The organism is Companilactobacillus hulinensis (assembly GCF_003946555.1).
In the GTDB taxonomy this organism is placed as follows: Bacteria; Bacillota; Bacilli; order Lactobacillales; family Lactobacillaceae; genus Companilactobacillus; species Companilactobacillus hulinensis.
In genome coordinates, this window is the sequence record NZ_RHOO01000015.1 from 33375 (window position 1) to 60013 (window position 26639).

Annotated in this window: 30 protein-coding genes; 27 read left to right on the forward strand and 3 right to left on the reverse strand. The window is 36.4% G+C overall.

From position 1 onward, the window contains the following. Window positions 1–66: 66 nt before the first annotated feature. Together EKM66_RS08440 and EKM66_RS08445 are read left to right on the forward strand one after the other, a co-directional pair. The gene (locus EKM66_RS08440) at window positions 67–852 is read left to right on the forward strand and encodes a helix-turn-helix domain-containing protein (RefSeq protein ID WP_125763583.1); all 786 of its coding nucleotides are present in this window, start codon (window positions 67–69) and stop codon (window positions 850–852) included. A 49-nt stretch (window positions 853–901) separates the two neighbouring features. After that, window positions 902–2065: a tyrosine-type recombinase/integrase gene (locus EKM66_RS08445; protein ID WP_125763585.1), complete on the forward strand. Its 1164-nt coding sequence runs from the start codon at window positions 902–904 to the stop codon at window positions 2063–2065. 209 nt (window positions 2066–2274) lie between these two features. Here the strand turns inward: EKM66_RS08445 and EKM66_RS08450 are convergent, their stop codons facing one another. After that, entirely contained in the window at window positions 2275–2484 is a 210-nt protein-coding gene (locus EKM66_RS08450) for a hypothetical protein (RefSeq protein WP_125763587.1), read from the reverse strand. Then, on the reverse strand, window positions 2484–3161 hold the full coding sequence (locus tag EKM66_RS08455) for a CPBP family intramembrane glutamic endopeptidase (protein ID WP_125763589.1): 678 nt from the start codon (window positions 3159–3161) through the stop codon (window positions 2484–2486). The genes EKM66_RS08450 and EKM66_RS08455 overlap by 1 nt, the downstream gene beginning before the upstream one ends. 93 nt (window positions 3162–3254) lie before the next feature. Between EKM66_RS08455 and EKM66_RS08460 the strand changes: the two genes are divergently transcribed. The 3 genes from EKM66_RS08460 to EKM66_RS08470 all read left to right on the forward strand — a co-directional run bounded on the left by EKM66_RS08460 (window position 3255) and on the right by EKM66_RS08470 (window position 7970). Next, on the forward strand, window positions 3255–4976 hold the full coding sequence (locus tag EKM66_RS08460; protein ID WP_125763591.1) for an ABC transporter ATP-binding protein: 1722 nt from the start codon (window positions 3255–3257) through the stop codon (window positions 4974–4976). Beyond that, window positions 4976–6850, forward strand: coding sequence for an ABC transporter ATP-binding protein (locus tag EKM66_RS08465; RefSeq protein ID WP_125763593.1), 1875 nt, complete (start codon window positions 4976–4978; stop codon window positions 6848–6850). The genes EKM66_RS08460 and EKM66_RS08465 overlap by 1 nt, the downstream gene beginning before the upstream one ends. A gap of 136 nt (window positions 6851–6986) precedes the next feature. Next, complete coding sequence (locus EKM66_RS08470; RefSeq protein WP_125763595.1) at window positions 6987–7970, forward strand: serine hydrolase domain-containing protein; 984 nt, start codon at window positions 6987–6989, stop codon at window positions 7968–7970. 194 nt (window positions 7971–8164) lie between these two features. Here the strand turns inward: EKM66_RS08470 and EKM66_RS08475 are convergent, their stop codons facing one another. Then, window positions 8165–9508: a Mur ligase family protein gene (locus EKM66_RS08475; protein WP_125763597.1), complete on the reverse strand. Its 1344-nt coding sequence runs from the start codon at window positions 9506–9508 to the stop codon at window positions 8165–8167. Between the two features lie 151 nt (window positions 9509–9659). On the opposite strand from EKM66_RS08475, the gene EKM66_RS08480 reads away from it, so the two are divergent. From EKM66_RS08480 to EKM66_RS08585, 22 genes are all read left to right on the forward strand, one after another. Next, window positions 9660–10241, forward strand: coding sequence for a thymidine kinase (locus EKM66_RS08480; RefSeq protein WP_125763599.1), 582 nt, complete (start codon window positions 9660–9662; stop codon window positions 10239–10241). Window positions 10242–10255: 14 nt separating this feature from the next. Next, window positions 10256–11353 (forward strand): peptide chain release factor 1, encoded by a 1098-nt coding sequence (gene prfA, locus EKM66_RS08485; protein ID WP_125763601.1) that lies wholly within the window; start codon window positions 10256–10258, stop codon window positions 11351–11353. Then, window positions 11298–12182, forward strand: a complete 885-nt coding sequence (prmC, locus tag EKM66_RS08490) for a peptide chain release factor N(5)-glutamine methyltransferase (protein WP_125763603.1) — start codon at window positions 11298–11300, stop codon at window positions 12180–12182. The genes prfA and prmC overlap by 56 nt, the downstream gene beginning before the upstream one ends. Continuing rightward, a complete protein-coding gene (locus EKM66_RS08495) occupies window positions 12183–13196 on the forward strand; it encodes an L-threonylcarbamoyladenylate synthase (RefSeq protein ID WP_164505099.1) in 1014 nt (337 codons plus the stop codon). Between the two features lie 55 nt (window positions 13197–13251). After that, on the forward strand, window positions 13252–13881 hold the full coding sequence (gene upp, locus EKM66_RS08500; RefSeq protein ID WP_125763607.1) for a uracil phosphoribosyltransferase: 630 nt from the start codon (window positions 13252–13254) through the stop codon (window positions 13879–13881). Between the two features lie 89 nt (window positions 13882–13970). Then, window positions 13971–14681 (forward strand): F0F1 ATP synthase subunit A, encoded by a 711-nt coding sequence (gene atpB / locus EKM66_RS08505; protein ID WP_125763609.1) that lies wholly within the window; start codon window positions 13971–13973, stop codon window positions 14679–14681. 24 nt (window positions 14682–14705) lie between these two features. Next, window positions 14706–14918 carry a F0F1 ATP synthase subunit C gene (atpE, locus tag EKM66_RS08510; protein WP_025024264.1) on the forward strand — a complete coding sequence of 71 codons (213 nt, stop codon included), beginning with the start codon at window positions 14706–14708 and terminating at the stop codon, window positions 14916–14918. A gap of 120 nt (window positions 14919–15038) precedes the next feature. Next, window positions 15039–15512, forward strand: coding sequence for a F0F1 ATP synthase subunit B (gene atpF, locus EKM66_RS08515; RefSeq protein WP_404811465.1), 474 nt, complete (start codon window positions 15039–15041; stop codon window positions 15510–15512). Continuing rightward, entirely contained in the window at window positions 15499–16050 is a 552-nt protein-coding gene (atpH, locus tag EKM66_RS08520; RefSeq protein WP_125763613.1) for an ATP synthase F1 subunit delta, read from the forward strand. The genes atpF and atpH overlap by 14 nt, the downstream gene beginning before the upstream one ends. Window positions 16051–16061: 11 nt before the next feature. After that, window positions 16062–17588 carry a F0F1 ATP synthase subunit alpha gene (gene atpA, locus EKM66_RS08525; protein ID WP_125763615.1) on the forward strand — a complete coding sequence of 509 codons (1527 nt, stop codon included), beginning with the start codon at window positions 16062–16064 and terminating at the stop codon, window positions 17586–17588. A 17-nt stretch (window positions 17589–17605) separates the two neighbouring features. Then, entirely contained in the window at window positions 17606–18526 is a 921-nt protein-coding gene (locus EKM66_RS08530; protein ID WP_125763617.1) for a F0F1 ATP synthase subunit gamma, read from the forward strand. A gap of 20 nt (window positions 18527–18546) precedes the next feature. Further along, the gene (gene atpD, locus EKM66_RS08535; protein WP_125763619.1) at window positions 18547–20004 is read left to right on the forward strand and encodes a F0F1 ATP synthase subunit beta; all 1458 of its coding nucleotides are present in this window, start codon (window positions 18547–18549) and stop codon (window positions 20002–20004) included. A gap of 15 nt (window positions 20005–20019) precedes the next feature. Beyond that, window positions 20020–20457, forward strand: coding sequence for a F0F1 ATP synthase subunit epsilon (locus tag EKM66_RS08540; protein ID WP_125763621.1), 438 nt, complete (start codon window positions 20020–20022; stop codon window positions 20455–20457). A 194-nt stretch (window positions 20458–20651) separates the two neighbouring features. Then, entirely contained in the window at window positions 20652–20882 is a 231-nt protein-coding gene (locus EKM66_RS08545) for a DUF1146 family protein (RefSeq protein WP_125763623.1), read from the forward strand. 28 nt (window positions 20883–20910) lie between these two features. After that, window positions 20911–22233, forward strand: a complete 1323-nt coding sequence (gene murA / locus EKM66_RS08550; protein WP_125763625.1) for a UDP-N-acetylglucosamine 1-carboxyvinyltransferase — start codon at window positions 20911–20913, stop codon at window positions 22231–22233. 108 nt (window positions 22234–22341) lie between these two features. Continuing rightward, window positions 22342–23331 carry a rod shape-determining protein gene (gene mreB / locus EKM66_RS08555; protein ID WP_125763627.1) on the forward strand — a complete coding sequence of 330 codons (990 nt, stop codon included), beginning with the start codon at window positions 22342–22344 and terminating at the stop codon, window positions 23329–23331. A gap of 5 nt (window positions 23332–23336) precedes the next feature. Further along, window positions 23337–23522: a DNA-directed RNA polymerase subunit beta gene (locus tag EKM66_RS08560; RefSeq protein ID WP_225426578.1), complete on the forward strand. Its 186-nt coding sequence runs from the start codon at window positions 23337–23339 to the stop codon at window positions 23520–23522. Between the two features lie 2 nt (window positions 23523–23524). Beyond that, window positions 23525–23821: a membrane protein insertion efficiency factor YidD gene (yidD, locus tag EKM66_RS08565; RefSeq protein ID WP_404811463.1), complete on the forward strand. Its 297-nt coding sequence runs from the start codon at window positions 23525–23527 to the stop codon at window positions 23819–23821. A 9-nt stretch (window positions 23822–23830) separates the two neighbouring features. Beyond that, entirely contained in the window at window positions 23831–24052 is a 222-nt protein-coding gene (locus EKM66_RS08570; RefSeq protein ID WP_125763629.1) for a DUF2969 family protein, read from the forward strand. Window positions 24053–24063: 11 nt separating this feature from the next. Continuing rightward, window positions 24064–25266 carry an FtsW/RodA/SpoVE family cell cycle protein gene (locus tag EKM66_RS08575; protein ID WP_125763631.1) on the forward strand — a complete coding sequence of 401 codons (1203 nt, stop codon included), beginning with the start codon at window positions 24064–24066 and terminating at the stop codon, window positions 25264–25266. A 12-nt stretch (window positions 25267–25278) separates the two neighbouring features. Further along, window positions 25279–25572 (forward strand): glycine cleavage system protein H, encoded by a 294-nt coding sequence (locus EKM66_RS08580; protein ID WP_125763633.1) that lies wholly within the window; start codon window positions 25279–25281, stop codon window positions 25570–25572. 101 nt (window positions 25573–25673) lie between these two features. Further along, window positions 25674–26537 (forward strand): helix-turn-helix domain-containing protein, encoded by an 864-nt coding sequence (locus tag EKM66_RS08585; RefSeq protein WP_125763635.1) that lies wholly within the window; start codon window positions 25674–25676, stop codon window positions 26535–26537. The last annotated feature ends 102 nt before the right edge of the window (window positions 26538–26639 follow it).

A 26639-nucleotide genomic window follows, 5' to 3' on the forward strand; every position in this document is an offset into this window, starting at 1 on the left:
TCTACATTTTGGTGCTCTTTTTTAAAAAGTGTAGTAAAATAAACAAAAAGGGGGTCGCAAGCAGTCATGAATAATATAAAAAGAGCCCGAATTAACAAGGGTTACAGTCAAACAGATTTGGCTAAAAAATTAAAAATTGCTAGACAGTCAATTAGTAAATATGAAAATGGCGATCGTGAACCTAAACTAGAGATGTGGAAAAAACTAGCACAAGAATTAGGAGTAACAGTGCCATATTTGCAAGGTATAAGAAATGACACAAAAGACGATTATATAAATGCTATTTGGAAATTGTATGTACTCGATTATTTGAATATTGCGTCTGAAATTGATACGTATATCAAAGTAACGGACGGTTTACAAAAAATTGATATAATTGATATTATGAAATTTCTAGATGAACATGCAGGACTATTTTTACCCGAATACACTCCTGAAAGTTTTAAAAATGATATGGAACCTATAATTGATAGAATTATTAACATAGTGAAAGAATCAAGAAATTATGATGATATGGATTGGAATGCCTTTGATGATTGGGTAGGAGATTCAGAAAACCCTACTGCTGATATTATTTACAATGCCACGACAAAAGTTATTGATGATGAATTGAATGGAGATTTTAATAGGAATTTTGAAAATGAATATAAAAATTTTATAAAAGTCTGTGAAAATTCTTTATTAATGCCACATGATTTAAAGCAAGTGATAGCTCCAAATGGTTATTACCCACATATCAATAAAGAATATGCATTGAATGAACTAACTAAACAAATTGATGAGTATATTCAAGTTATGGAGGATACTAAGAAGAAAATTAATAATATAGATTTGCCAAAAAATATTAATTAACTCACGTTGAAACTAAATTGCCCCGATAGCGTTTAGGAGTAAACCTATAATGGATAAACGAGTTAAAAAGTATACAAAAAAAGACGGTGCAACCGCCTATAAGTTTCAAATATATACAGGAATCAATGAACAAACTGGTAAACAACGTATGACCACCCGTCGGGGTTTCAGGACAATTAAAGAAGCAACCATGGAATTAAAACGGTTAGAATACTTAACCACTCAAGGGATGATTGAGCAAAAGAATCCCAATGAGAATATAACTTTCAAGCAAGTGTATAAAGAATGGTTCTCTAGCTACATCAATACAGTACGTGAATCAACGTGGTATAAGCGACAAAAAATGTTTGAGAATCGTATTTTACCTAAGTTGGGCAAGTATCGTATTAGGACTATTAAAACGGTACAAATACAGCGTGCTGTGAATGGCTGGTTTAAGGAAACCACCTATAACTATAAGACGTGGTTCAATTACACCAATGCAATATTTAAGTATGCTATTAAGCAAGGCTATATAAGCGATAATCCCGCCACCCGTGTTATCATCCCTAAGAATAAGGAATACGAGGACAAGGCACCTAATTTTTGGACTAGAGAGCAACTAAAAACATTCTTTTCCTTTATTGATCCACAAAAAAACTTAGAAAAATATATTCTTTTCCGTGTTCTAGCTTTTAGTGGTATTAGACGTGGCGAGTGTTTAGCATTGACATGGGATGATGTTAATACACAAAAAAATACCCTAAGCATCAATAAAACTCTTGCTCAAGGTATTAAAGGTAAACTACAAATTAATAATACTAAAACTAAAAAAGGCACTAGAATCATTCCTTTAGACAATACTACCATGAAATATTTAAAACTTTGGCACATACAGCAACGGAAAGAATATTTAATGTTAGGAGTTAATACAAATAGCAGTGAACAATTACTTTTTGCTACTAATAAGAATACCTTTAGATCTCTTAACACACCCCGTAAATGGTTGTATGCCATTTTAAATAGAGATGATTGTAAGTTACCTAAGATAACCATCCATGGATTTAGACACACGTACGCCAGTGCATTATTTTCCGCTGGTGCAACTATTAAAGAAGCTCAAGAATTATTGGGACATGAGGACGCTCAAACCACGTTGAATATTTACACACATGTAACTCAATCTCAAAATAAAGAAGCATCTAAAAAGTTAGTAAATTACCTAGATTTCTAGTCACTCCTAGTCATTATCCTAGTCAATTTAAAAATACAGCTTATCAAAGCACTGTAAACGTTAATTTAAGGGCATTCCATAAAAATTGGGTTCGATTCCCATACGGGTGATAGTTTGTGATTTATAGTAATACTAGGAAGTTGTAAGCCCTGCGCTTACAGCTTTTTTTGTATCATTGATTTTGTGAAAAATAAAAAGCGACGTTAGTTTTAACGTCGCTTCATGAAGGCTATATAAAATAGTATTCCTACTAGGATTATTGTGTAAACTACGCTGGCAAGTCCAGTAAATTCCATAATGATCCAACCAGTGATTTTGGATGATGCTAGTAAAAGCATCGATAATACTCCCCAAATCACTACTTTTCTTAGTACATTTTGGTATGCTTCATTTATTTTTTTTCGATCGCGTTCTTTCATTATAATAGGCCTGCTAAGATGGCAAGAAAATTGTTCAAAAAGTGAACAGTGATATTTGCCTTAATATTTTTGGTTCGATAGTACACGGCTGCTAGTATAATTCCTAGCAATACTTTGGATAGAGCATAGATCCAATCAATTCCCGGTGAAAAGGGTGCATGAACGTATCCAAAAGCAATGCCACTTACTAAGACTGATATAAGTGGGTTATTGACAAAGAACCAGTTCATAAATATACCGCGGAAAAGAATTTCTTCCAAAATTGGTGCGACAATTATTGTAAAAAAGACTAGAATAAGCATGTTATTCTTGCCGACTAATTCCAATGCAGCAACGTTGTCATTCGTATTTTTCATCAATGGCACGGTTACAACATTAACTGCGAAGACCAATATGGTTGCTATAATAATGACTATCCAAGTGGTTTTGTTAAATTTAACTGACTGGAACTTTTGTACTCGTTTGAAGACTATCCAGATTATTGCTGATGCAAGCGCTAACAGTACCAGGGTTGCGATTGGGGCAATTTTTAAATAGGCTGAGTACTTAGATCCCAAGTCTTTTTTTGTCAAAGTAAGTATTGCTAATGGAATTTGTTCTGCAATAAATAGTAATATAAATGCTATAATACGAAACAGTCCTTTAATTGGATTGAGGGTATTAATTTTATTATTCAATTTGGGTACCGCCTTATTGATAATTATTATTAGTATTTTGTTTAAATAAGTGCTTTAATACTATAATGAGTTTTTTATAAAGGAGTGAATGGATTGTTTAAGATTGCTCGTGGCAGGATTAATCTGTGGCAAGTACTTGGTGCGGTTGCATTTATGACTGTACAAGTTATTACCACGTTGTATTTGCCTAACATCACATCTGACATTGTTAACAATGGTGTTTCTACCGGTGATACTAATTATATTATACATGCCGGAACGAAAATGATATTGATTTCAATCGTTAGTGTTATCGCTGCTGTTGGAAATGTTCTGATGGCGGCTCAAGCTTCACAAGGTTTGGGGAAGAAATTAAGATCTGATTTGTTTAGAAAAATTTTGTTCTTCACAAATGATGAGTTTGACAAATTTGATACATCATCATTAACAACTAGAACTACTAATGATGTTATTCAAATTCAAAATGTTATGATCATGATGCTTCGTATGATGATCATGGCACCAATTATGTTGATAGGTGCAAGTATTATGGCCTATCAGAAGAACGCTGAGATGACAAAGATTTTCCTTATCTCAATTCCTATATTGATTGTCCTTGTTGGATTAGTCATGTTTTTTGCTGTGCCATTGTTCAAGGCTATGCAAAAGAAGACAGATAGGTTGAACCTTATTTTCCGTGAAGGATTAACTGGGGTTCGTGTTATTAGAGCTTTCCGTCAAGATGCGTTCGAACAAGATCGTTTCAAGGACGCTAATGCTGACTATACAAACAATGCTATCAAAGTATTTACTATTGTAGCATTGATGTTCCCAATTGTTACTTTGATTATGAGTGGTACTAATGTTGGTATCACATGGTTGGGTGCGAAGTATATTGCTAATCAATCAATGGAAGTTGGTAATTTGATTGCTTTCATGACATATGCAATGCAGATTCTAATGAGTTTTATGATTCTTTCATTAGTGTTTGTATTCGTTCCTCGTGCTTCAGCCTCAGCCGCTCGTATCCAAGAAGTTTTTGCTACTGAAAGCACAATTGATACAGTTGCTAAGCCCGCTAAGATCAAAGACGAACCATCACTTAGCTTTAGTGATGTGAACTTCAGATACAGTGGTGCTGAAAACTTAGCCTTATCTAATTTAAACTTCAAAGTTGGCGCAGGTCAAACATTAGCTATTATCGGTGGTACTGGATCTGGTAAGAGTACCTTGATCAATATGATTCCAAGGTTCTTTGATTCTGAAACTGGTGTTGTAAGTTTGAACGGTACTGATGTTAAGGCTTTGAGTACTGAAGACATTAATCGAAAAGTTGCCATGGTTCCTCAAAAGGCCATCTTATTTAAGGGTACTATAAGAAGTAATATGACTTATGGTAAGGATGACGCTACTGATGATGAAATTTGGCATGCACTAGAAGTCGCACAAGCTGATGATTTTGTTAAGGAACTAGACGGACAACTCGATGCAATCGTTGAACAGGGTGGAGATAACTTCTCTGGTGGTCAAAAGCAACGTTTGGCTATCGCTAGAGCTCTTGTAAAAGATGCATCTATCTATGTCTTTGATGATTCATTCTCAGCACTTGATTTCAAGACCGACTTGAATCTAAGAACAGCACTCAAAAATGATGCTGCAATTAGTAAACGTGTGGTCGTGATTGTTGGTCAAAGAATTTCAACTGTTGCTGATGCTGACCAAATCGTTGTTCTTGATGACGGTAAGATGGTTGGTCTTGGTACTCATGAAGAATTGAAAGAAAATAATAAGACTTATCAAGAAATTATCGAGTCTCAGATTAAGGAGGCAAAATAATGGCTAAAGAAGATACAAAAACCGCTCAACCAAGTGGTGGTCACGGTCCAGGACATGGTCCAGGGTTAGTTGTTAAGCCAAAGAACTTCTGGAAGACTACAGGTCGTTTGGCCAAGTATATGTCTTCATATGTAGTTGGTATCATTATTGTTATGGCACTGGCTATTGCTTCAGCTGTCTTCCAAATTAGAACTCCTAAAATTTTGGGTGAAGCTACAACTGAGATATACAAGGGTGTTATGACTGGTGCTGCTCAGCAAAAAGCTGGTATACAAGTGAGCCAGCTTCCAATCAACTTTACTAAGATCGAACATATCATTTTGATCGTTATGTTGATGTATTTGGCTTCAGCATTGTTCACATTCTTGCAACAATTTACAATGACTCGTATATCACAGAAGACAGTTTTCAAGTTAAGACGTGATTTGAAGTCCAAGATGGAACGTTTACCAATTGGATATTACGATTCACATTCAAATGGTGATATTATGTCACGTGCAATCAATGATATGGATAATATTGCTGGTACGCTACAACAAAGTGTCACGCAGGTGGTTACAAGTACGGTTACTTTCATCGGTGTATTGTGGATGATGTTCACTATTAGTTGGAAGTTAACATTGATTGCTCTTGCAACTATTCCTGTTAGTTTGCTGGTTGTTGGTGTTATCGCACCTCAATCACAGAAGTTCTTTAAGAGACAACAGAAATCACTTGGTTTGTTGAATAATCAAGTCGAAGAGAATTATTCTGGACATGTTGTCGTTAAGAGTTTTAATCATGAACAAGATTCAATTGATGTTTTTGAAAGTGAAAATGACAAGTTGTACAAGGCTTCATGGAAGGCTCAAATGATTTCAGGTATTGTGATGCCTTTGATGACATTCTTGAATAATTTAGGTTATGTTTTTGTAGCAATGTATGGTGGTATTTCAGTTGCCAATGGTAATTTACCACTTGGGGATATCCAGGCATTCTTGCAGTACATGAACCAATTCTCACAACCAATTTCACAATTAGCCAATTTAACTAATACAATTCAGGCGACAATTGCGTCTGCTGAACGTATCTTTGAAATTATTGATGAACCAGAAATGAATAATGATAAGGTAGATGTTCCTGATGTAGAGACTGATGATAAAGTTACTTTGGATCATGTTAAGTTCGGTTATGAAGGTAAGCCTATCTTGCTTGAAGACTATAACTTACATGTTAAACCGGGTGAAATGGTAGCTATTGTTGGACCAACTGGTGCTGGTAAAACGACTATTATCAACTTGCTTGAACGTTTCTACGATGTTAGTGGTGGTTCAGTCAAGATCAATGGTAAAGATGTTAGAAATATGACTCGTGAAGAAGTCAGAAAGCATTATGCTATGGTGCTTCAAGATACTTGGCTCTTCACTGGAACAATTTATGACAACTTGAAGTATAGTAACGAAGATGCCACTAAAGAAGATATCATCAATGCGGCCAAGGCTGCTCACGTTGATAACTTTGTAAGACAGCTTCCAGATGGATACGACACAGTTCTAAATGAGGAAGCATCAAATATTTCTCAAGGACAAAGACAACTAATTACTATTGCTAGAGCCTTTGTTGCTGATCCAGAAATATTGATTCTTGATGAAGCTACGTCTTCAGTTGATACAAGAACTGAAGTTCATATTCAACATGCTATGGAGAGATTGTTGAAGAACAGGACAAGTTTCGTTGTTGCCCACAGATTGTCAACAATTCGTGATGCTGACAGTATTATTGTTATGAATCACGGTTCAATTATTGAAACAGGTAATCATGAGGAATTAATGGCAAAGAACGGCTTCTATGCTGATCTTTATAATTCACAGTTTGCCGGAAATGTTGCTATGTAAATAAAAAGGAGTCAAGATAACCAATTGGTTATTCTGGCTCCTTTTGTTGTATCTAGGTAATTCTGAGTTAATTAATTGTGAGGCACAGGAGAATTTACGTTACAATTTGAATATTAATAGTTTTGGAGATAACAGTATGAAAAAATTTCAAGAAACTGAAGCACAAATCCTCGATATGGTAAATCAACAAGTCGTACCAGGGGTTAGTTATGGATTCATTAGTAGCCATGATGTTGATGATATTCAGACAACATATGATGAATCGAATTTTGCTGGGGATGCACAATGGGTTCCAACAATTGAACCACTTAAAGGTAATGAATTGTATGATTTGGCATCTTTGACAAAAGTAATGGGTACCGTTCCGTTAATTCTGAAGTTAATTGATGAGAAGAAGATTAGGCTTCATGACCCTATCAAAAAATATTTACCACAATTCAAAGATGATCGTGTGGAGATATTTCATTTACTGACACATACATCAGGTATTGCGGGGTATATCCCTGATCGTGATCAATTAGATGATCAACAATTGATAGATGCACTGTTCACGCTACCGGTCACAAATAATTTCAACAAAAAGGTTGTTTATACTGATACTGGAATGATTTTCTTAGGATTAATAATTGAAAAAATTTATCAAAAACCGGTACAAAATGTAATTCAAAGTTTTGTTCGCAATGAATGGAATCTCAGTGATACGACATTTTCACCTGAAATAAGCCGTTGCACGCCAACGTACGAGGTTAATGGTCAGATGCTTATAGGAATACCAAATGATCCAAAAGCTCGCCAATTGGGCAAACATTGCGGATCTGCGGGGATGTTTTCTAGTTTGATCGATGTTATGGAATTCTCTAAGGCCATGCTGTCTAAGAAGTATAAATTTTTGTATAAGAACTTTACAGATTTGAATCCAGGACGTTCGCTAGGTTGGGATATTAAGCCTGGTAATATCCTATTTCATACTGGATATACTGGTCATTTTATTGCGTTAGATTACACACATCACAATGCAATGGTTGTTCTGACGAATAGAGTTCACCCAGTTGATCACAATCAAGTGTTCTTGGAGAGAAGAAATACGATTCTAGATACGTTTTTGAGGGAAAGTAAGTAAGCTTTGAATGTATTGCTTGGGTCTGAGTAAAGGATATTTATAGTTATTGTTGAACGTTCCATGCAGTCTTATACGAAGGACTTCATTACACATTAATTCATAGTTATATCAATTTTGGTTTCACATCCGGAAGCGAAAACAAACAAAAAGCCTGAGTGGAATAACAATTACAATCAGGCTTTAACTATAAGTAACTATTTTTGTTTCAAATAACCTTTATCCATTAATTCTTTACGTAATCCCAACATAGCAGTATATGTGGCAAGAACATAAATCTTATCAGTTGGAATATTAGGAATTTGCTTAACAAAGTCTTCAATTTCAACAGTTTCAATATTCTTGTCCATGTTCAACCCGGCAATCTTGAAACGATAAGTGACATCTTTGATACGTTTACCACCAGTAATCACAAGTGGTAGTTTGTCGTAATCGAAGTCTTCAAAGTTTGCGTCCCAGATCCAACTAGTATCGATACCGTCAGCGTAATTAGCATTTAACAAGAATGCCAATGAATAATCTGATTTGTCACTCAAAATTGTTTCGATAACTTGGTTTAATCCAACCGGATTCTTAACCAAAATAATATTAACGTCTTTTTTACCAACAGTGATTGTTTCTTGACGTCCGAAGACCTTCTCATCATATGAGAAGGCTTTTTTCATTTGTTCGACGTTGATTCCCATTTCAGAGGCAATAGCAAAAGCAGCTAGTGCGTTATAAATATTATACTTACCACCGATATTCATTGTGAATGGATTACCGTTGATCTCAAATTCAGTTTTGTTTGGCAATAGAGTTTTGATATCTGTAACTTGATACTTAAGATCATTTTGTTTGAATCCACAATTAGGGCAGAAGTAACTTCCTAAGTTGGCATAAGAGATTGAATGGTAGTGCATGATGTGATTACAGTTAGGGCATAGAACTCCATCAGTATTAGTTGGAGCTTTGATATCGTCATTTTCGTGTCCCTTACTTGAGAAACCATAATAAATGACTTTGTTTGGTAATGGTTTGGAAGAGAAGATAGCAGCGTCACCGTTAGCAATAATTGTTGCATCTGGTGCAAGCTTTATGCCGTTGAGGATCTTTTGGTAAGTTGTATATATCTCACCATAACGATCCATTTGATCACGGAAGATATTTGTTAGCACGAAATACTTTGGCTTGATGAATTTACAAATAATTTCTACGTTAGCTTCATCAACTTCAAGAACGGCTAATGGTCGTTTGCTCTTCTTTTGGTGAGTAACGAAACTTGTAACGATTCCTTGAATCATATTTGATCCAGTGGGATTTGTAAGAACGTCATCGTATTTTTGAGTAACCATTTTATTGATCAATGATGTCGTCAATGTTTTACCGTTAGTACCAGTAACGATGATTAAATCATAATTTTTTCCAAGACTTTTTAAAATGTTTGGATCTATTTTGTAAGCAATCTTTCCCGGATAAGAAGATCCTCCGTTAAAAAACTTACTTAAAATAAAGTATGATGATTTTCCAGTAAGTGTAGCAATGCTTGATTTAAATGTCATTTTAAAACCCCAATTAGTTTGTATTAGAAATATATTATCACAACTAAATTACATTTTATCTGATTTTGATTGAATTTACTCAATGTTTAATATGTTCAAGGAGCATTTTTTTAGTTATAATCTTCAAGGACGTAATTTTGGAGGCGGAACTTTGGCGCAATTATTTTTTAAGTATGGTGCTATGAATAGTGGAAAATCTATCGAAATTTTGAAGGTAGCACATAACTATGAAGAACAAGGCAAATCAGTCATACTGATGACGAGCATTATAGACACTCGATCAGGTGCTGGAAAAATCAAAAGTCGCATGGGATTGGACCGAGATGCTATTGCATTGAAGAAAGACTCTGATGTTTATGATATTGTTAAGAGAGAGAATCCTAATGCAGCGTGTCTTCTTATTGATGAATGTGAATTCATGACTAAGGCACAAGTGCTTCAAGCAACTCAAGTTGTGGACGATTTAGGAATTCCAGTTATGGCTTTTGGTTTGAAAAATGATTTCAAGAATGAATTATTCGAAGGAACCAAGTACTTGCTACTTTACGCTGATAAGTTGGAAGAAATGAAGACAATCTGCTGGTTCTGTAAGAAAAAGGCTACAATGAATATGCGTATGCACGATGGAAAGCCTGTTTACGAAGGTGATCAGATCTCTGTCGGTGGAAATGAAATGTATTACCCAGTATGTCGACGCCATTATAATCATCCTCCAATGGTAGACAATAAATAGAAAGGATCGTTAAATTGGATAAAATTTTAGAACAACTCGAAACACTAGTTGAAAGATATGCCGAGCTGCAGGAATTAATGAGTGATCCTGAAGTTATTAATGATACTAAGCGTTACATGGCTTATTCAAAAGAAGAAGCTGATATGCGTGATATCGTTAATGCTTTCAACCATTACAAGGAATTACAAAAGAGTATCAGTGACAGCGATGAGATCATGCGTGAAACTGATGACCCAGAAATGCAGGCTATGGCCAAAGATGAATTGAATTCATCAAAGGAAGAAGCAGCAAATCTCGAACATGAGATCACATTGTTGATGCTTCCTAAGGACCCTAATGATGACAAGAATATTATTATGGAGATCCGTGGAGCTGCTGGTGGTGATGAAGCCAGTTTGTTTGCTGCCGATTTATTGAGTATGTATAGCAAATATGCCGAAAAACAAGGTTGGAGTTTTGATATTATCGATGAAAACTCAACTGAAGTTGGTGGATACAAAGACGTTGCCGTTATGATTACTGGTAAGCGTGTTTATTCTAAACTCAAATATGAAAATGGTGCACACCGTGTGCAACGTATACCTTCAACAGAGTCAGCTGGACGTGTTCATACTTCAACTGCAACTGTTGCTGTTATGCCAGAATATGATGAAGTTGATATTGACCTTGATCCAAAGGATATCCGTACTGATGTTTATCGTTCATCTGGTGCCGGTGGTCAGCATATCAATAAAACATCATCTGCCGTTCGTATGACCCATTTACCAACCGGAATTGTTGTTGCCATGCAAGATCAACGTTCACAACAACAAAACCGTGAAAAAGCGATGCAAATTCTTAAGTCACGTGTTTATGATTATTATGAATCAGAAAATCAAAGTGAATATGATGAGAAACGTAAATCAGCTGTTGGTACAGGAGATCGTTCTGAGCGAATTAGAACTTATAATTATCCACAAAACCGTGTAACGGATCACCGTATTGGTCTTTCACTGAATAAGTTAGATCGTATTATGAATGGTGAACTTGACGAAATCATTGATGCTTTGATCGTCAATGATCAAACTCAAAAATTGGAGCAAATTCAAAGTGGAGAAACTAAGTTATTCTAATGCCCTGAAAAGGGCTTTTTTAATGCTAAAACAGGAAGACAAGTTTCCTGAAGATGCGGAGTACTTAATGGAAGAATTAACAGGTTTCAATTACACCCAATTGCAATTGCATCGTAACGATGAAGTGCCGGGTCATATCATGAGGCGTTTTCGAGATGGAGTAGTTCGTTTGGGTATGGACGAACCTGTACAATATATCCTTGGTAATGCGTATTTTATGGGCAAAAGTTTCACAGTGAGTCCAGATGTTCTAATTCCTAGACAGGAAACCGAAGAGATGGTTCAAAAAATAATTGATGATCATGTTGATAAAAATCTGAATATCTGGGATATTGGTACAGGATCTGGAGTTATCGCAATTAGTTTGGCTCTGGCGTTTCCAGATGATGATATATTAGCAACCGACATTTCTAAAGATGCGCTTAAGGTTGCTCGTTTGAATGCAGATAATTATCAGGCAAATAATGTGTTTTTGGAACAGAGTGATCTGTTTGAGAACGTTGTTCCTGAACCATTCGACGTCATTGTCTCGAATCCTCCATACATTTCTCATCAAGAACAACCAGTTATGGATCAGAGCGTCATTAAATATGAGCCCGATTTAGCTTTATATGGCGAGGAAAATGGATTAAAATTTTATCAAGACATATCGCAGAATGCTGAAGAATATTTGACCGAGGATGGTATTTTGTATATGGAATTTGGTTATCATCAAAAATCTGCTTTGGAAGAAATTTTTGCTAAAAATATGCCGGGATTTAAGGTAGAATTTCATAAAGATATGAGTGGCAATTATCGATATCTGAAAGCTGAAAAGGAGAGGGTATAGATTTTGGAAACAGAGATATTAAAGAATACAGAAATATCAGAAGCTGTTAAGTTTCTTGCTGATGGTAAGCTAGTTGCTTTTCCAACCGAGACTGTTTACGGGCTTGGTGCTGATGCGACACGTCCAGATGTTGTTAAAGATGTGTATGCAGCTAAGGGTCGTCCGAGTGATAATCCTTTGATCGTGCATGTTTCAAGTCCTGATATGGTTTGGGAATATGCAGATAATAGTTATAAGTCAGTCGCTGAGAAGCTTATGAATAGGTTTTGGCCAGGCCCATTAACTATTATTATGCCTATTCAACCGGGAAGTTTGTCTAAGGCTGTAACAGGTGGTTTAACAACTGCTGCTTTTAGAATGCCAAATAATTCGACAACGTTGAATTTGATCAAATCATTTGGTAAGCCAATTGTTGGGCCTTCTGCCAATACTAGTGGTAAGCCAAGTCCAACTTTGGCAAAACATGTATATCATGACTTGAAAGGTAAGATTTCAGCTATTCTTGACGATGGTCCAACTAAGCTGGGAGTTGAATCAACTGTTATTGATCTTTCAACGGATATACCAACTGTCTTGCGTCCCGGGATGATTACGGTTGAAGACTTGCTTCAAGTCTTAGATAATGTAAACAGCGATCATCATAAGGTGGCGGCTGGTGAAATACCAAAGGCTCCAGGGATGAAGTACAAACATTATGCACCAAGTGCACAGGTTATTATCGTTGATGATGTAAACGATTTTGGTATAGCTATTAATGATTACAAGAATACGAAGCTTGGTATCATGGCAACCGATGACGTTTTATCTAAGATTTCTGACGATGAGGGGTATTTTAAGTTTTCGTTAGGTGACGATATCTACAGTGCATCGAAGGAATTGTTTGCTGGGTTACGTGGTCTTGATGGTTTAGGTGTGGAGTACATTCTTGCCCAAGGCTTCCCAGATGCTGATCACGGCGAGGCATATAGAAACCGTTTGAATAAATCAGCTGGTCAAAAGCATTTCGAAAAATAGTAAAAGGGTTATTAAGTTAATTAATAAAAGTTATAAAAAAAGAGGAGAGTCAAAAATGTCTAAATTTCAAGTATTAAACCATCCATTGATCCAACACAAGTTAACAATTATCAGAAACAAACACACAGGTACTAAGGTATTCCGTGAAGTTGCCAATGAAATTGGTGAATTGATGGTTTATGAAATCACTAGAGATTTGCCACTGAAAGAAATCGAAATTGAAACACCAATGGGCAAATCAACACAAAAGGTTCTTGCAGGTAAGAAGTTAGCAGTTATTCCTATTCTCCGTGCTGGTTTGGGCATGGTTGATGGTGTATTGGAACTAATTCCAGCTGCCAAGGTTGGTCACATTGGTATGTATCGTGACGAAAAAACTCTTAAGCCACATGAATACTTTGTGAAGTTACCTAGTGATATTGATGAACGTGAATTGTTCATCGTCGATCCAATGCTTGCCACTGGTGGTTCAGCTAATATGGCTATCGAAGCATTGAAGAAACGTGGAGCAAAACACATGCGTCTTGTTGTTCTTGTTGCTGCACCAGAAGGTGTAAAAGCTGTTCAAGAAGCACACCCAGATGTAGACATTTACGCTGCCTCATTAGATGAAAAGATCACTGATAGTGGTTATATTTTCCCAGGATTAGGTGATGCTGGTGATAGACTATTCGGTACTAAATAAAATAAAAACATTGTTTGAATATATTTTTAGAAGTGTTATTATTTTGTGGTATCAATTGTTTTCAATAAGCGAAGAAAGGGGGGGTATTGTTGAATGATAAATATAAGTTTATCGAATTCCTAGGTTTGAGATTCAATGTTGCTAATGACTTATCAGCATTGATCGCCGCAATTCTTGTCTTTATCTTTGTATTCGCATTGTCACGACACGTTACAATGAGGCCAGGTAAGGCACAGAATGTGCTCGAATGGATTATTGATTTTACAAACAATATTATAAAGTCACTAATGCCTGACGCAGCGGTTAAACAATTCGGATTATATGCGTTCGTATTGTTTACATTTGTATTTTTCGCAAACCAATTGGGATTGATATTCCAAGTGAAAGTAGGCGGATATACTTACATTAAATCTCCTACTACAAATCCAATGATCACAATGGCTCTTGCCTTAATATCATTGCTAATTTCACATTATTATTCAGTGAAGAAGTTTGGATTTGGTGGTTATGTAAGCAACTATGTAAAACCTGTAGGTTTCTTGTTACCAATAAATATCCTTGAAGAGTTCACCAACTTCTTGACGTTATCATTACGTCTTTACGGTAATATTTTTGCCGGTGAAGTACTTCTTGCACTTATTGGGACTGTTGCTAAGAGTTTTGGAGTCGTTTCGTTTGTGGTTGCTTTACCACTAGAAATGATTTGGCAAGGCTTTTCAGTCTTTATTGGAGCCATCCAAGCGTATGTATTTACCACTTTATCAATGGTTTATATTTCACGTAAACTGGAAAAAGAATAATTTTATTTGGAGGAATTTTACATCATGAAAGAAATCGCGGCAGCTATTGCAGCTAGTTTTGCAGCTCTTGGAGCATCAATCGGTAACGGACTTGTTATTTCAAAAACAATGGAAAGTATGGCTCGTCAACCAGAAATTTCTGGTGACTTAAGAGCAACAATGTTCATTGGTGTTGGTTTGATCGAAGCCGTTCCTATCATTGCTATTGCTATTGCATTCGTTATTCTTTTCGTATAATACATACAATCAAATCGGCGATAAATTAAACAAATCGCCTTTTTATGTTTTATAAGGAAGGAGTGGAGAATATTGGCAAGTTTATTAGTGCTTGGAGCAGGTAAATTAGCTTTAGGTGACATGCTTTTTATTCTACTTTCATTCGTCCTTTTAACTGCAGCTGTTAAGAAGTTTGCATGGGGTCCTGTCACAAAGATGATGGATGCAAGATCAGAGAAGATATCCGGAGATTTGGATTACGCTGATCAAGAACGTGCACGTGCTGACAAGTTGGCAAAGGAACGTGAAGACGCACTTAAGAATTCACGTGCTGAAGCTATTGAGATCGTTAATAAGGCTAAAGATAATGGTGAAGATCAAAAGAAATCCATTATGGCCGACGCTCATAGTGAAGCCGAATCAGTAAGACAAAAGGCTAAGTTAGATGCACAACGAGCTAAACAAGAAGCTATGAACGATGCACAAAATGACATCGCTAGCTTGTCTCTGGAAGTTGCTTCAAAAGTTATTTCCAAAGAACTCAATGCAAATGACCAAAAGTCACTGATCGACTCTTATATTAAGGAGTTGACTGTAAACAATGAAACTAAGTAAATTCCAAGTGGGAAAACGTTATAGTAGAGCACTTTATGAGGTTGCAGTAGAACAGGATTCAGTCGATAATACTTTGGAAGAACTTAAGAGTTTGAACCAAGTGTTTTCAGAAAATCCTGGATTAAATATTGCATTTTCAGGACGTGCCATTTCCCGCACTGAAAAATCTAAAATCGTTGATACTTTGAAGTCTGATTTAAGTGAATTAATGCAAGATTTCGTAAGTATGCTTTTTGACAGAGATAGGTTGAATTGTTTAGAGGAAATTACTGAAGCTTTTATTGAAAAATACGATTCCGAACATGGTATCGAAGAAGTTACGGTAACTTCCGTAATCGATTTAAGTCCTGAACAAGAAGATAAGCTAAAATCTGTAGTTAAAGATAGATTTTCAGTAAATCAAGTAAATTTAACGAAAATAGTAGATCCATCCATCATCGGTGGGATTGTTATCCGTGTTGGTGATCAAGTTATAGATGGAAGTGTCGTTAAGAGATTTAACGACATTAAACATATGCTATTGTTAACAAATAAGTAGAGGTGAAAAGAATGAGCATCAAAACTGAAGAGATTAGTTCACTGATCAAAGAACAGTTAAAGAACTATAAAAATGAACTCTCAGTTGATGAAGTAGGTACAGTTACATACGTCGGTGATGGTATCGCTCGTGCTAATGGCCTTGAAAATGCTATGGCATCTGAGTTACTTGAATTCCAAGACGGTACATATGGTGTGGCTCAAAACCTTGAAAGTGATGATGTTGGTATTATCATTTTGGGAAATTACGATCAAATTCGTGAAGGCGATACAGTTAAGAGAACTGGTCGTATCATGGAAGTTCCAGTAGGTGATGCACTTATTGGACGTGTCGTAAATTCATTGGGTCAACCTGTTGATGGTCTTGGTGAAATCAAGACTGATAAGACAAGACCTATTGAATCTCCTGCACCCGGTGTTATGCAACGTAAGTCAGTTTTTGAACCATTACAAACTGGTTTGAAAGCCGTTGATGCACTTGTACCTATCGGTCGTGGCCAACGTGAGTTGATCATTGGTGACCGTAAGACTGGTAAAACTTCAATCGCTATTGATACAATTATCAACCAAAAAGACCAAGACATGATTTGTGTTTATGTTGCTATTGGTCAAAAGGAATCAACTATTAGAAGTCAAGTTGAAACCTTAAGAAAGAATGGAGCAATGGATTATACCATCGTTGTCGAGGCTGGTCCTAGTCAACCCGCTCCTATGTTGTATTTCGCACCATATGCTGGAGCAGCTATGGGTGAATACTTCATGTATAATGGTAAGCACGTTCTTATCGTATATGATGATTTAAGCAAACAGGCTAATGCCTATCGTGAAGTGTCATTATTGCTTCGTAGACCACCTGGGCGTGAAGCATATCCTGGTGATGTTTTCTACTTGCACTCACGTTTACTAGAACGTGCTGCTAAGTTGAGTGACGAATTGGGTGGTGGTTCAATGACTGCCTTACCAATCGTTGAAACACAAGCCGGTGATATTTCCGCATATATCCCAACAAACGTTATCTCAATCACTGATGGACAGATCTTCTTGGGTAGTGATTTATTCTATTCAGGTACACGTCCAGCTATTGATGCTGGTGCTTCTGTTTCTCGTGTTGGTGGTGACGCACAAATCAAGGCTATGAAGAAGGTTGCTGGTACATTACGTCTAGATCTTTCTTCATACCGTGAATTGGAATCATTTGCTCAATTTGGTTCTGACCTTGATGAAGCTACAAAGGCTAAGTTGGATCGTGGTAGTCGTACAGTTGAAGTTCTAAAACAACCAGTACACTCACCAATTCCTGTTGAAAAACAAGTATTGATCCTTTTTGCTTTGACAAGAGGCTTCTTAGATAAGGTTGCCATTGAAGACATCAAGGAATATGAATCATCACTTTCTGAATTCTTCGACGCAAATCATTCTGATCTCTTAACTGAAATTAAAGAAAAAGGTACACTACCTGATGAAGATAAGATGAGCGACGGTGTAAAAGAATTCACTGAAAACTTCTTAGCTTCTAAATCAGGAAAGCAAGATAAATAATACAGGAGGTTTAAATTATGGCTGAGTCACTTATGGATATTAAAAGAAGAATTTCTTCTACTAAGAAAACCGGTCAAATAACAAGAGCCATGCAAATGGTTTCTGGTGCTAAACTCTCTCGTATTGAAAAGAAATCTATTGCTTATCAATTGTACGCAAAAAAAGTTGAAGATATTGTCAGACATTTGACAATGGGAAACGTGTTCAAAGATATTACCATTTCATCTGAAAATGATGCAGATCCATGGAGTTTGAACAATCTTCTACAAGTGCGTGAGGTCAAAAAGACTGCATATGTTGTTATTACCAGTGATCGTGGTTTAGTTGGTGGATATAATAGTAATATTTTAAAGGAAATGATGGGTATTTTTAGTGAAAAATACCATAATGACCAAAGTAAGTTTACTGTTATTTCATTAGGTGCCACAGGAACTGAATTCTTCAAGACACGTGGAATTGATATTTCATATGAAATCCGTGGATTACCTGATATTCCAACTGTTAAAGATGTAACTCCAATTATGAAGACCATTTTGCAGTTATATCAAGCTGGAACATTTGACGAAATTTATATTTGTCATAATCATCACGTTAATTCATTGGTATCTAAGTTTACAACTGATAAACTACTCCCACTTGCGGAGACTACAGATACCACTCTAGAAGAAGAACATGTTGCAAGTGAATACATTACAGATCCAAGTCCTGAAGCGGTCTTGTCTGCAATCGTACCTCAATACATTGAGTCTTTAATTTTCGGAGCAATGATGGATGCGAAGACAGCGGAACACGCTGCATCTGTAACAGCCATGAAGAGTGCTACTGATAATGCGGACGACTTGATTTCAAGTTTGTCATTGCATTATAACCGTGCTCGTCAAGCTCAAATTACTACAGAGATCACTGAAATTGTCGGCGGTGCTGCTGCACTAGAATAGTTTAGAAAGGAGCCAAATAAATGAGTAGCAAAGGTAAAGTTATTCAGGTAATCGGTCCAGTTGTTGATGTTGAGTTTCCTTTAGATGGAAACCTTCCAGAACTTAATGATGCTTTGGTTGTTAAGAAAAATGACGGATCAGAGATTACCCTTGAAGTTGCTCTAGAATTAGGTGATGGCGCCTTACGTGCTATTTCCATGGGTTCTACTGACGGACTTCAAAGAGGTGCTGATGTTGAAAACACAGGTAGTTCAATTTCTGTTCCTGTTGGAAAAGAAACACTGGGTCGTGTGTTCAACGTTTTAGGTGAAACAATTGATGGAGGTAAGGAATTCCCTGCCGATTTCAGAAGAGACAGTATTCACCGTGATGCACCTGCATATGATGAATTAAACACATCAACAGAAATTCTTGAAACAGGTATCAAGGTTATTGACCTTCTAGAACCATACGTTCGTGGTGGTAAAGTTGGTTTGTTCGGTGGTGCCGGTGTTGGTAAGACCGTTCTTATTCAAGAGTTGATCCACAATATTGCTGAAGAGCATGGTGGTATCTCAGTATTTACTGGTGTTGGTGAAAGAACACGTGAAGGTAATGACCTTTATTATGAAATGAAGGAATCCGGTGTTCTTGAAAAAACAGCCATGGTTTATGGTCAAATGAATGAATCACCTGGTGCTCGTATGCGTGTTGCCTTAACAGGTTTGACAATTGCTGAGTACTTCCGTGATGTTGAAGGACAAGATGTTCTATTGTTTATCGATAACATCTTCAGATTTACACAAGCTGGTTCTGAAGTTTCAGCCTTGCTTGGACGTATGCCTTCAGCCGTTGGTTATCAACCAACATTGGCTACAGAAATGGGTCAATTGCAAGAAAGAATCACTTCTACTAAGAAGGGTTCAATCACTTCAATTCAAGCCGTTTATGTTCCTGCCGATGATTATACTGACCCTGCTCCAGCCACAACTTTCGCCCATTTGGATGCTACAACCAACTTGGAACGTAAGTTAACTGAACAAGGTATTTATCCAGCTGTTGATCCATTGGCTTCATCATCATCAGCCCTTGATCCTGATGTTGTTGGACAAGAACACTATGATGTTGCTACACAAGTTCAACAAGTTCTTCAAAGATATCGTGAACTCCAAGATATTATTTCAATTCTTGGTATGGACGAATTGTCTGATGAAGAGAAGACTGTCGTTGCACGTGCAAGACGTATTCAATTCTTCTTGTCACAAAACTTCAGTGTTGCTGAACAATTTACAGGTATTCCAGGTTCTTATGTTCCTGTTGAAGAAACAGTTAAGGACTTTAAGGACATCCTTGAAGGTAAGTACGATGACATTCCAGAAGATGCCTTTAATGGTGTTGGTGGAATTAAAGATGTTATCGCTAAAGCCAAGAAGATGGGCTGGACACCTGCAGATGACGAACAACAAGATGATAATACTGCTGAGGCAGTAGCTAACTAATAAGGAGGGAATAATATGGCTGATCAAAATAATGTTGTGACGGTCAATATTGTTACTCCTGATGGTGTTGTATATGACCATCACGCCAATCTTTTGGTTGCGAGTGCAATTGATGGTGATTTAGGTATCATGGCTAACCATGAACCAATTATTGCGCCACTTAGAATTGCTGAGGTGCGTGTAAAGCGTACTGATAATCCGCATCACGAAGATGCTATCGCTGTAAACGGCGGATTCTTGGAGTTCAGCAATAATCTAGTTTCTATCGTAGCTAATAGTGCTGAAAGAGCTAGAGATATTGATTTAAGACGTGCCGAATATGCTAAACAGAAAGCCGAAACTACAATTAAGACGGCTGAAGAGAAGCATAATGTCGATGACTTAGCACGTGCTCAAGTTTCTTTGCGTAAAGCTGTGAATAGAATCAATGTAAGCTCTCATCTTAATAAGTAGAGAGACTTAAAATGTAAATAAATAAGGACTAACACAAATCCATGTGGAAAGTGTCAGTCCTTTTTTGTTGCTCAAATGAAGTTTTAAATTTGTCAAATAATCTGCTAATATTTTAAAGTAACCTTTAAAATATTATGAAAAAAAATCATAGCAACACCAACCGTGTTACTCTATAAAAAAGCGAGGTTTAAAAAATGACAAGCTTAGGAATAAATGCGATAATCACACTGGTTAGTCATGTGGTATTCATTTGGCTCAGTTTCAATATATTACAAGTTGTAGATTGGAGAAAAATTTATAACAAATCCAATCCTAGAATGTTACAATTACTTGTAGCGTTTGTTTCAATCGCTCTGGGTTATACGGTGAGTTCATTCTTTTTGAACATCATCAGTGTTTCACAAAACCTAACCTTACTTTTTTAATGAATCCAACGTTTCGGAGGAGAATATTGTGCAACAAATTATCGTAAATGGACCTAGTCAATTAAAGGGATCAGTTAGAATTGAGGGGGCTAAAAATGCTGCGCTACCTATTTTGGCGTCAACATTGTTAGCATCCGAAGGAAAAACATCCTTATCAAATATCCCTCCACTTTCTGATGTTACAACGATGGCTAAAGTCTTAAGAGCCTTAAACGCTGATGTAACTTTTGATGAAAATGATGAAATTTTAACTGTTGATACTTCTAATGGTATTTCTACAACGGCTCCTGAAGAACTTGTTGATAAAATGCGTGCTTCTATTGTCGTTTTAGGACCGCTATTAGCTCGTAGTAAAGAGGCTCACGTTGCTATGCCTGGTGGCTGTGCAATTGGTTCTAGACCAATTGATTTACATATCAAGGGATTGGAAGCCATGGGGGCTGTATTTAGCCAAAATGGTGGATTTATCGATGCCAAGACAGATGGTTTGCATGGAGCAAATATTTACTTGGACTTTCCAAGTGTAGGTGCAACACAAAACATCATGATGGCAGCATCACTTGCTGATGGAACAACCGTTATTGATAACGTTGCTCGTGAACCAGAAATCGTTGATTTAGCTAATGTTTTGAACAAAATGGGTGCTGATATTACTGGTGCTGGTACAAACACTATCCGTATTACTGGTGTTGAATCAATGCATGGTTGTGAACACTCAATTATGCAAGATCGTATCGAAGCAGGAACTTTCATGGTTGCCGCTGCCGTTACAAATGGTGATATCTTCATCGAAGACGCCGTTGCAGCTCATAACAAACCTTTGATTTCAAAGCTAATAGAAATGGGCGTTACGGTTGAGGAGAACGATGAAGGAATTCGTGTCATTGGTTCTAATCAACTGAAACCAGTTGATGTTAAAACTTTGCCACATCCAGGATTCCCTACAGATATGCAAGCTCAAATGACCTTGGCACAATTATTAAGTGTTGGAACCACCGTTATGACAGAGACTGTATTTGAGAATCGTTTTATGCATTTTCCTGAATTTGGAAAAATGAAGGCTGACTATAAAATTGAAGGTAATTCTGTCATTATGTTTGGACCAGCTCAATTGTCTGGTGCCAAAGTAGCTGCTACTGATTTACGTGCTGCAGCTGCATTAGTTCTAGCAGGATTAGTTGCTGAAGGTGAGACTAGAGTTTCCAACCTTCAATATTTGGACCGCGGATATTACCGTTTTACTGAGAAATTAAGAGATCTGGGTGCTAACGTTAGACGTGTTTCTATCGATGAAAATGGTAGAGAAAGTTTAGTGTTCAATACAGTATCTAGTGTTACAAAATTAGCTTAGAATTATCTTAAGAAAGTGGAATACCACTTTCTTTTTTTATTGAAAATTTAATATGATACGCTCGATTATGATATACTTTTTGTGTTTAGATTTTGGAGGATATAGCGCATGTCAAAATATCTAGGAATTGATTTGGGTACAGCAAATGTACTTATAGATGTAAAAGGGGAAGGTATCGTCTTGAATGAGCCTTCTGTGGTCGCAATAAATACCAAGAACGACAATGTAGTCGCTGTTGGTAAAGACGCTTATATGATGGTTGGTAGGACACCAGCAAATATTAAAGCGGTTCGTCCATTGAAAGATGGTGTTATTGCTGACTTCAATATAACAGAAAAAATGCTTCAATATTTCATTGATAAATTAAATGTAGGAGGACGTTTTTCTAAGCCAACCATTATGATTTGTGCTCCGACAAACGTTACTCCAGTTGAGCAAAAGGCTATTATTGAAGCTGCCGAACAAGCTGGCGGTGGCAAGGTTTATTTACAACTTGAACCCAAGGTCGCAGCAGTAGGTGCAGGTTTGGATATTTTCAAGCCACAAGGTAACATGGTTATTGATATCGGTGGTGGTACTAGTGATATTGCCGTTCTATCAATGGGAGACGTCGTTACAAGCCGTTCATTGAGATTTGCGGGTGATAAGATGACTAGTGCTATTCAAGCCTATGTTAAGCAAAATCATGGCCTTATCATTGGTGAAAGAACTTCGGAACAAATCAAGATCGAAATTGGTTGTGCAATGGACGCAGATGAAAGCGTCACATTCTCAGCTAGTGGTATTGATATTGTTAGTGGATTACCAAAAGAAATCACTATCAACGAAAAAGAAGTTGAAGATGCATTAAAAGATGGTGTCACACAGATTATCGAAGCTGCTAAGGGTGTATTGGAACAAACCCCACCTGAATTATCAGCTGATATTATCGATCGTGGTATCATGCTTACTGGTGGTGGTTCGTTGCTGAAGAATCTTGATAAGCTATTGGCAGATGAGTTACAAGTACCTGTATTGTTGACAGAAAGCCCATTAGATTCAGTTGCATTAGGAACTGGAATTCTATTGGATAACATTGAAAAACATAAGAAATATTAAGGTGAATGATGAAACGAGACTTTGGTAAAGAATATCGTCATGATATTTTCAGAAAAATTGGTTGGGTTTTATTAATTATGCTTATTTTTCTAGTTTTAGGCATGCTCATTGGATCAGCTTTAGGTGGATCAAATCCCTTAGCTGTTCTATGGCCTGGGACTTGGATGCATATGTTTGATTTCTTGAGATAATTATGATAAAAAAATTAATAATTGGCTTAGTCCATATCTATCAAAAATTTATATCACCAGTTTTACCTCCAAGTTGTCGGTACTATCCAACTTGTTCTACATATTTTATTGATGCAGTAAAAAAACATGGTGCAATTTTGGGCTCAATTATGGGGATTGCTCGTATATTACGTTGCAACCCTTTCGTTCGTGGTGGTGTTGATCCAGTTCCGGACAATTTCACTATCTTTCGAAATCCGCATCCAGAGAACTATGAGGATGAAATTATTGCTCAGAAATTTCACAACAGAAAAGAATAGGAAGATTTAATGTCTAAGAAGAAGAAAGCAGTTGAAATTAACCTAAAAGATATTAGCAGCGATCCTGAGAGATATGAATTATGGGATGGCAAGAAGTATGTTGGTACAATTACAAAAGAAGGGGAACGTTATCTTTCATTTATTGAAAGTACTGATACTCCATTTAAGTCGGTGAAATTAGACGACGCTATAAATGAATTGCTTATGCAATACAATCTACATAATCATTAATAGGTGTAAAAATGCAAATTAGAAATAATAAGAAAGCAAATGATACGGATTCACGAATCGATTACGGAATAATCTTTTCCGTAATGATGTTGGCCATAATTGGCTTAATGTCTATTTACGTTGCGACTATCCAAGATTCACAGAGTCCTACTAGAAATGTTATTTCTCAAGTGGCTTGGTTTGCTCTTGGAGCGATTATTGTCGTGGTAATAATGCAGTTTGATGCGGAGCAACTTTGGCAAGTGGCTAATTACGCTTATTATGGTGGATTAGCGCTGTTGGCACTAGTCCTGATTTTCTATAGCAAGTCTTATGCAGCTACTACTGGTGCTAAGAGTTGGTTTGCCATTGGTTCTTTCACGTTTCAGCCATCTGAAGTTATGAAGCCTGCCTTCATATTAATGATGGGTAAGGTTATAACTAATCATAATAGTGAATATCAAGTTCACACACTAAAAACTGACTTTTTGCTATTAGGTAAAATGATATTATGGACTGCTCCAGTTATGGTTTTGTTGAAATTACAAAATGACTTGGGTACATTATTGGTTTTCGTCGCAATTCTTGGTGGAATGGTTTTGGTTTCAGGAATTGATTGGAGAATCATTTTGACCGCATTCTTGCTAGTTGCAATAGTCGGTGGTGCCGCTTTAACGTTTGCGACAACTGATTGGGGACGTCAGATTCTGACGCATGCAGGTTTCAGGTCATACCAATTTGCACGTATTGATAGTTGGTTGAATCCATCTCAGGATACATCTGAAAATGGTTACCAGATTTGGCAAACCATGAAGGCTATTGGTTCGGGTCAGCTATTTGGTAAGGGATTCAACGTTTCTAATGTATATGTCCCTGTTAGAGAATCAGATATGATTTTCTCAGTTATCGGTGAGAATTTTGGATTTATTGGTTCTTGTGTTGTTATATTCTTGTATTTCTTACTAATTTATCAAATGATTCAAGTTACATTTGATACAAAGAATGAATTTTATGCATATGTATCAACTGGTGTAATTATGATGATCTTGTTCCACGTTTTTGAGAATATTGGTATGAGTGTTGGTCTTTTACCGTTGACTGGTATTCCTTTACCGTTTATTTCTCAAGGTGGTTCATCATTATTGGGTAATATGATTGGAATCGGTTTGATTATGTCAATGAGATATCATCACAAGAGTTATATGTTTGAAAATGGTACTTTTAAGCAAAGATAGGAGTTATTGATAATGGCAAGCGAAAAATATTTATGGGTTGAAAAAGGTGACAATACAACACGTATAGGTTTGACCTCAGCTGGTCAAGAAGCTCTTGGAAAGGTTAAGTTTATTGATCTTCCAGTGGTTGGACGTGAAATAAAAGTGGGTGATTCTACCGGTGAAGTTGAAGCACAAAAGGCTGTAATTGAGTTTGAATCGCCAGTTTCAGGTACAATAGTGAAGGTTAATGATAAATTAACTGATAATCCGGAATTATTAAATGGTTCTGAGAAAGATGCATGGCTTTTTGAAGTCAATAATTAAATATGTAAAACTTATTGTTTTATTGTTGCTTATTTCTTGCAACTTTTTTTAAGAACTGTTTAAATTATCCTGAAATTAATAAATGAATGGGGATAATTCAAATGAAAATTTTAGGTGAAAAAATTCGCCATTACAGAAAGCTTAGAGGTATTTCTCAATCTGAGCTGGCCGACGGCATATGTACGCAGGCTACTGTAAGTCTGATTGAAAAAAAGGACAAAATTCCTAGCATGGAGATCTTGGTTCACATTTGTGAAAGACTGGGTATCACAATGAACCTTGTGATTGTTAACGATGATAGTCAAATTTATTCAATTATTTCTGATATAAAGAATTCATTTTATCAGGATGATTATCAAGGTATCAGTGATAAGCTCAATAAATTGAATAATATCAATGTTAATAACAAGCAGGAAATTAAGTTAATTCATTTCTTCAATGGGTTAGTCGAATATGAAATTAACGAAAATTTTGACAAGGCAATTTTTGATTTCAATCGTGCAATGAATGTTAATATTGCTAATATCGACATGTATGACATTTTAATTGATGTGTACACTGCCAAGGCATATGTTAATAAGAAGTCTCTAGATGAAGCTAAGGTCTATTACAATCAGGCTAAAGAGTTGATTCAAGCTAGCGTTGAAAAGATCAATGAAGATAATTATCATGATAGTATTTTGATTTATGCTAACATGTCCAATTTGTCGCTTGATTTGGACGATAATCAAAAGGCTATTGATTATGCTAATGAAGGAATCTATCTTGCTAAGAAGGAACAATCATTGTTCAAACTTGATTCAATGTACTGTTCAATGGCTGAAGCGGGTACCCGTGAAGGTCAAAAGTCCGATGAAGACTATATTAAGGCATATGTGATTTCAAGCATAAATGATAATAAGAATATTTTTGATAAATTAAAATCAAAAATCGAAGAAATGAATCTTAGTATTTTTAATAAGTAATAAATAAAAATTATTAATTTCAAATGAGAGATTGCAAGTTTAATCCGAACACTTTGTTAAATATCCACGAAATGAATCAATGGCAGTATTCCAGCCTAAAAC

Coding starts and splice junctions, on each gene's coding strand:
- EKM66_RS08440 (WP_125763583.1), top strand. CDS start 67: ATGAATAATATAAAAAGAGCCCGAATTAACAAGGGTTACAGTCAAACA.
- EKM66_RS08445 (WP_125763585.1), top strand. CDS start 902: ATGGATAAACGAGTTAAAAAGTATACAAAAAAAGACGGTGCAACCGCC.
- EKM66_RS08450 (WP_125763587.1), bottom strand. CDS start 2,484: ATGAAAGAACGCGATCGAAAAAAAATAAATGAAGCATACCAAAATGTA.
- EKM66_RS08465 (WP_125763593.1), top strand. CDS start 4,976: ATGGCTAAAGAAGATACAAAAACCGCTCAACCAAGTGGTGGTCACGGT.
- EKM66_RS08470 (WP_125763595.1), top strand. CDS start 6,987: ATGAAAAAATTTCAAGAAACTGAAGCACAAATCCTCGATATGGTAAAT.
- EKM66_RS08475 (WP_125763597.1), bottom strand. CDS start 9,508: ATGACATTTAAATCAAGCATTGCTACACTTACTGGAAAATCATCATAC.
- prmC (WP_125763603.1), top strand. CDS start 11,298: ATGATCAAACTCAAAAATTGGAGCAAATTCAAAGTGGAGAAACTAAGT.
- upp (WP_125763607.1), top strand. CDS start 13,252: ATGTCTAAATTTCAAGTATTAAACCATCCATTGATCCAACACAAGTTA.
- atpE (WP_025024264.1), top strand. CDS start 14,706: ATGAAAGAAATCGCGGCAGCTATTGCAGCTAGTTTTGCAGCTCTTGGA.
- atpF (WP_404811465.1), top strand. CDS start 15,039: ATGCTTTTTATTCTACTTTCATTCGTCCTTTTAACTGCAGCTGTTAAG.
- atpH (WP_125763613.1), top strand. CDS start 15,499: ATGAAACTAAGTAAATTCCAAGTGGGAAAACGTTATAGTAGAGCACTT.
- atpA (WP_125763615.1), top strand. CDS start 16,062: ATGAGCATCAAAACTGAAGAGATTAGTTCACTGATCAAAGAACAGTTA.
- EKM66_RS08530 (WP_125763617.1), top strand. CDS start 17,606: ATGGCTGAGTCACTTATGGATATTAAAAGAAGAATTTCTTCTACTAAG.
- atpD (WP_125763619.1), top strand. CDS start 18,547: ATGAGTAGCAAAGGTAAAGTTATTCAGGTAATCGGTCCAGTTGTTGAT.
- EKM66_RS08540 (WP_125763621.1), top strand. CDS start 20,020: ATGGCTGATCAAAATAATGTTGTGACGGTCAATATTGTTACTCCTGAT.
- EKM66_RS08545 (WP_125763623.1), top strand. CDS start 20,652: ATGACAAGCTTAGGAATAAATGCGATAATCACACTGGTTAGTCATGTG.
- mreB (WP_125763627.1), top strand. CDS start 22,342: ATGTCAAAATATCTAGGAATTGATTTGGGTACAGCAAATGTACTTATA.
- EKM66_RS08560 (WP_225426578.1), top strand. CDS start 23,337: ATGATGAAACGAGACTTTGGTAAAGAATATCGTCATGATATTTTCAGA.
- yidD (WP_404811463.1), top strand. CDS start 23,525: ATGATAAAAAAATTAATAATTGGCTTAGTCCATATCTATCAAAAATTT.
- EKM66_RS08570 (WP_125763629.1), top strand. CDS start 23,831: ATGTCTAAGAAGAAGAAAGCAGTTGAAATTAACCTAAAAGATATTAGC.
- EKM66_RS08575 (WP_125763631.1), top strand. CDS start 24,064: ATGCAAATTAGAAATAATAAGAAAGCAAATGATACGGATTCACGAATC.
- EKM66_RS08580 (WP_125763633.1), top strand. CDS start 25,279: ATGGCAAGCGAAAAATATTTATGGGTTGAAAAAGGTGACAATACAACA.
- EKM66_RS08585 (WP_125763635.1), top strand. CDS start 25,674: ATGAAAATTTTAGGTGAAAAAATTCGCCATTACAGAAAGCTTAGAGGT.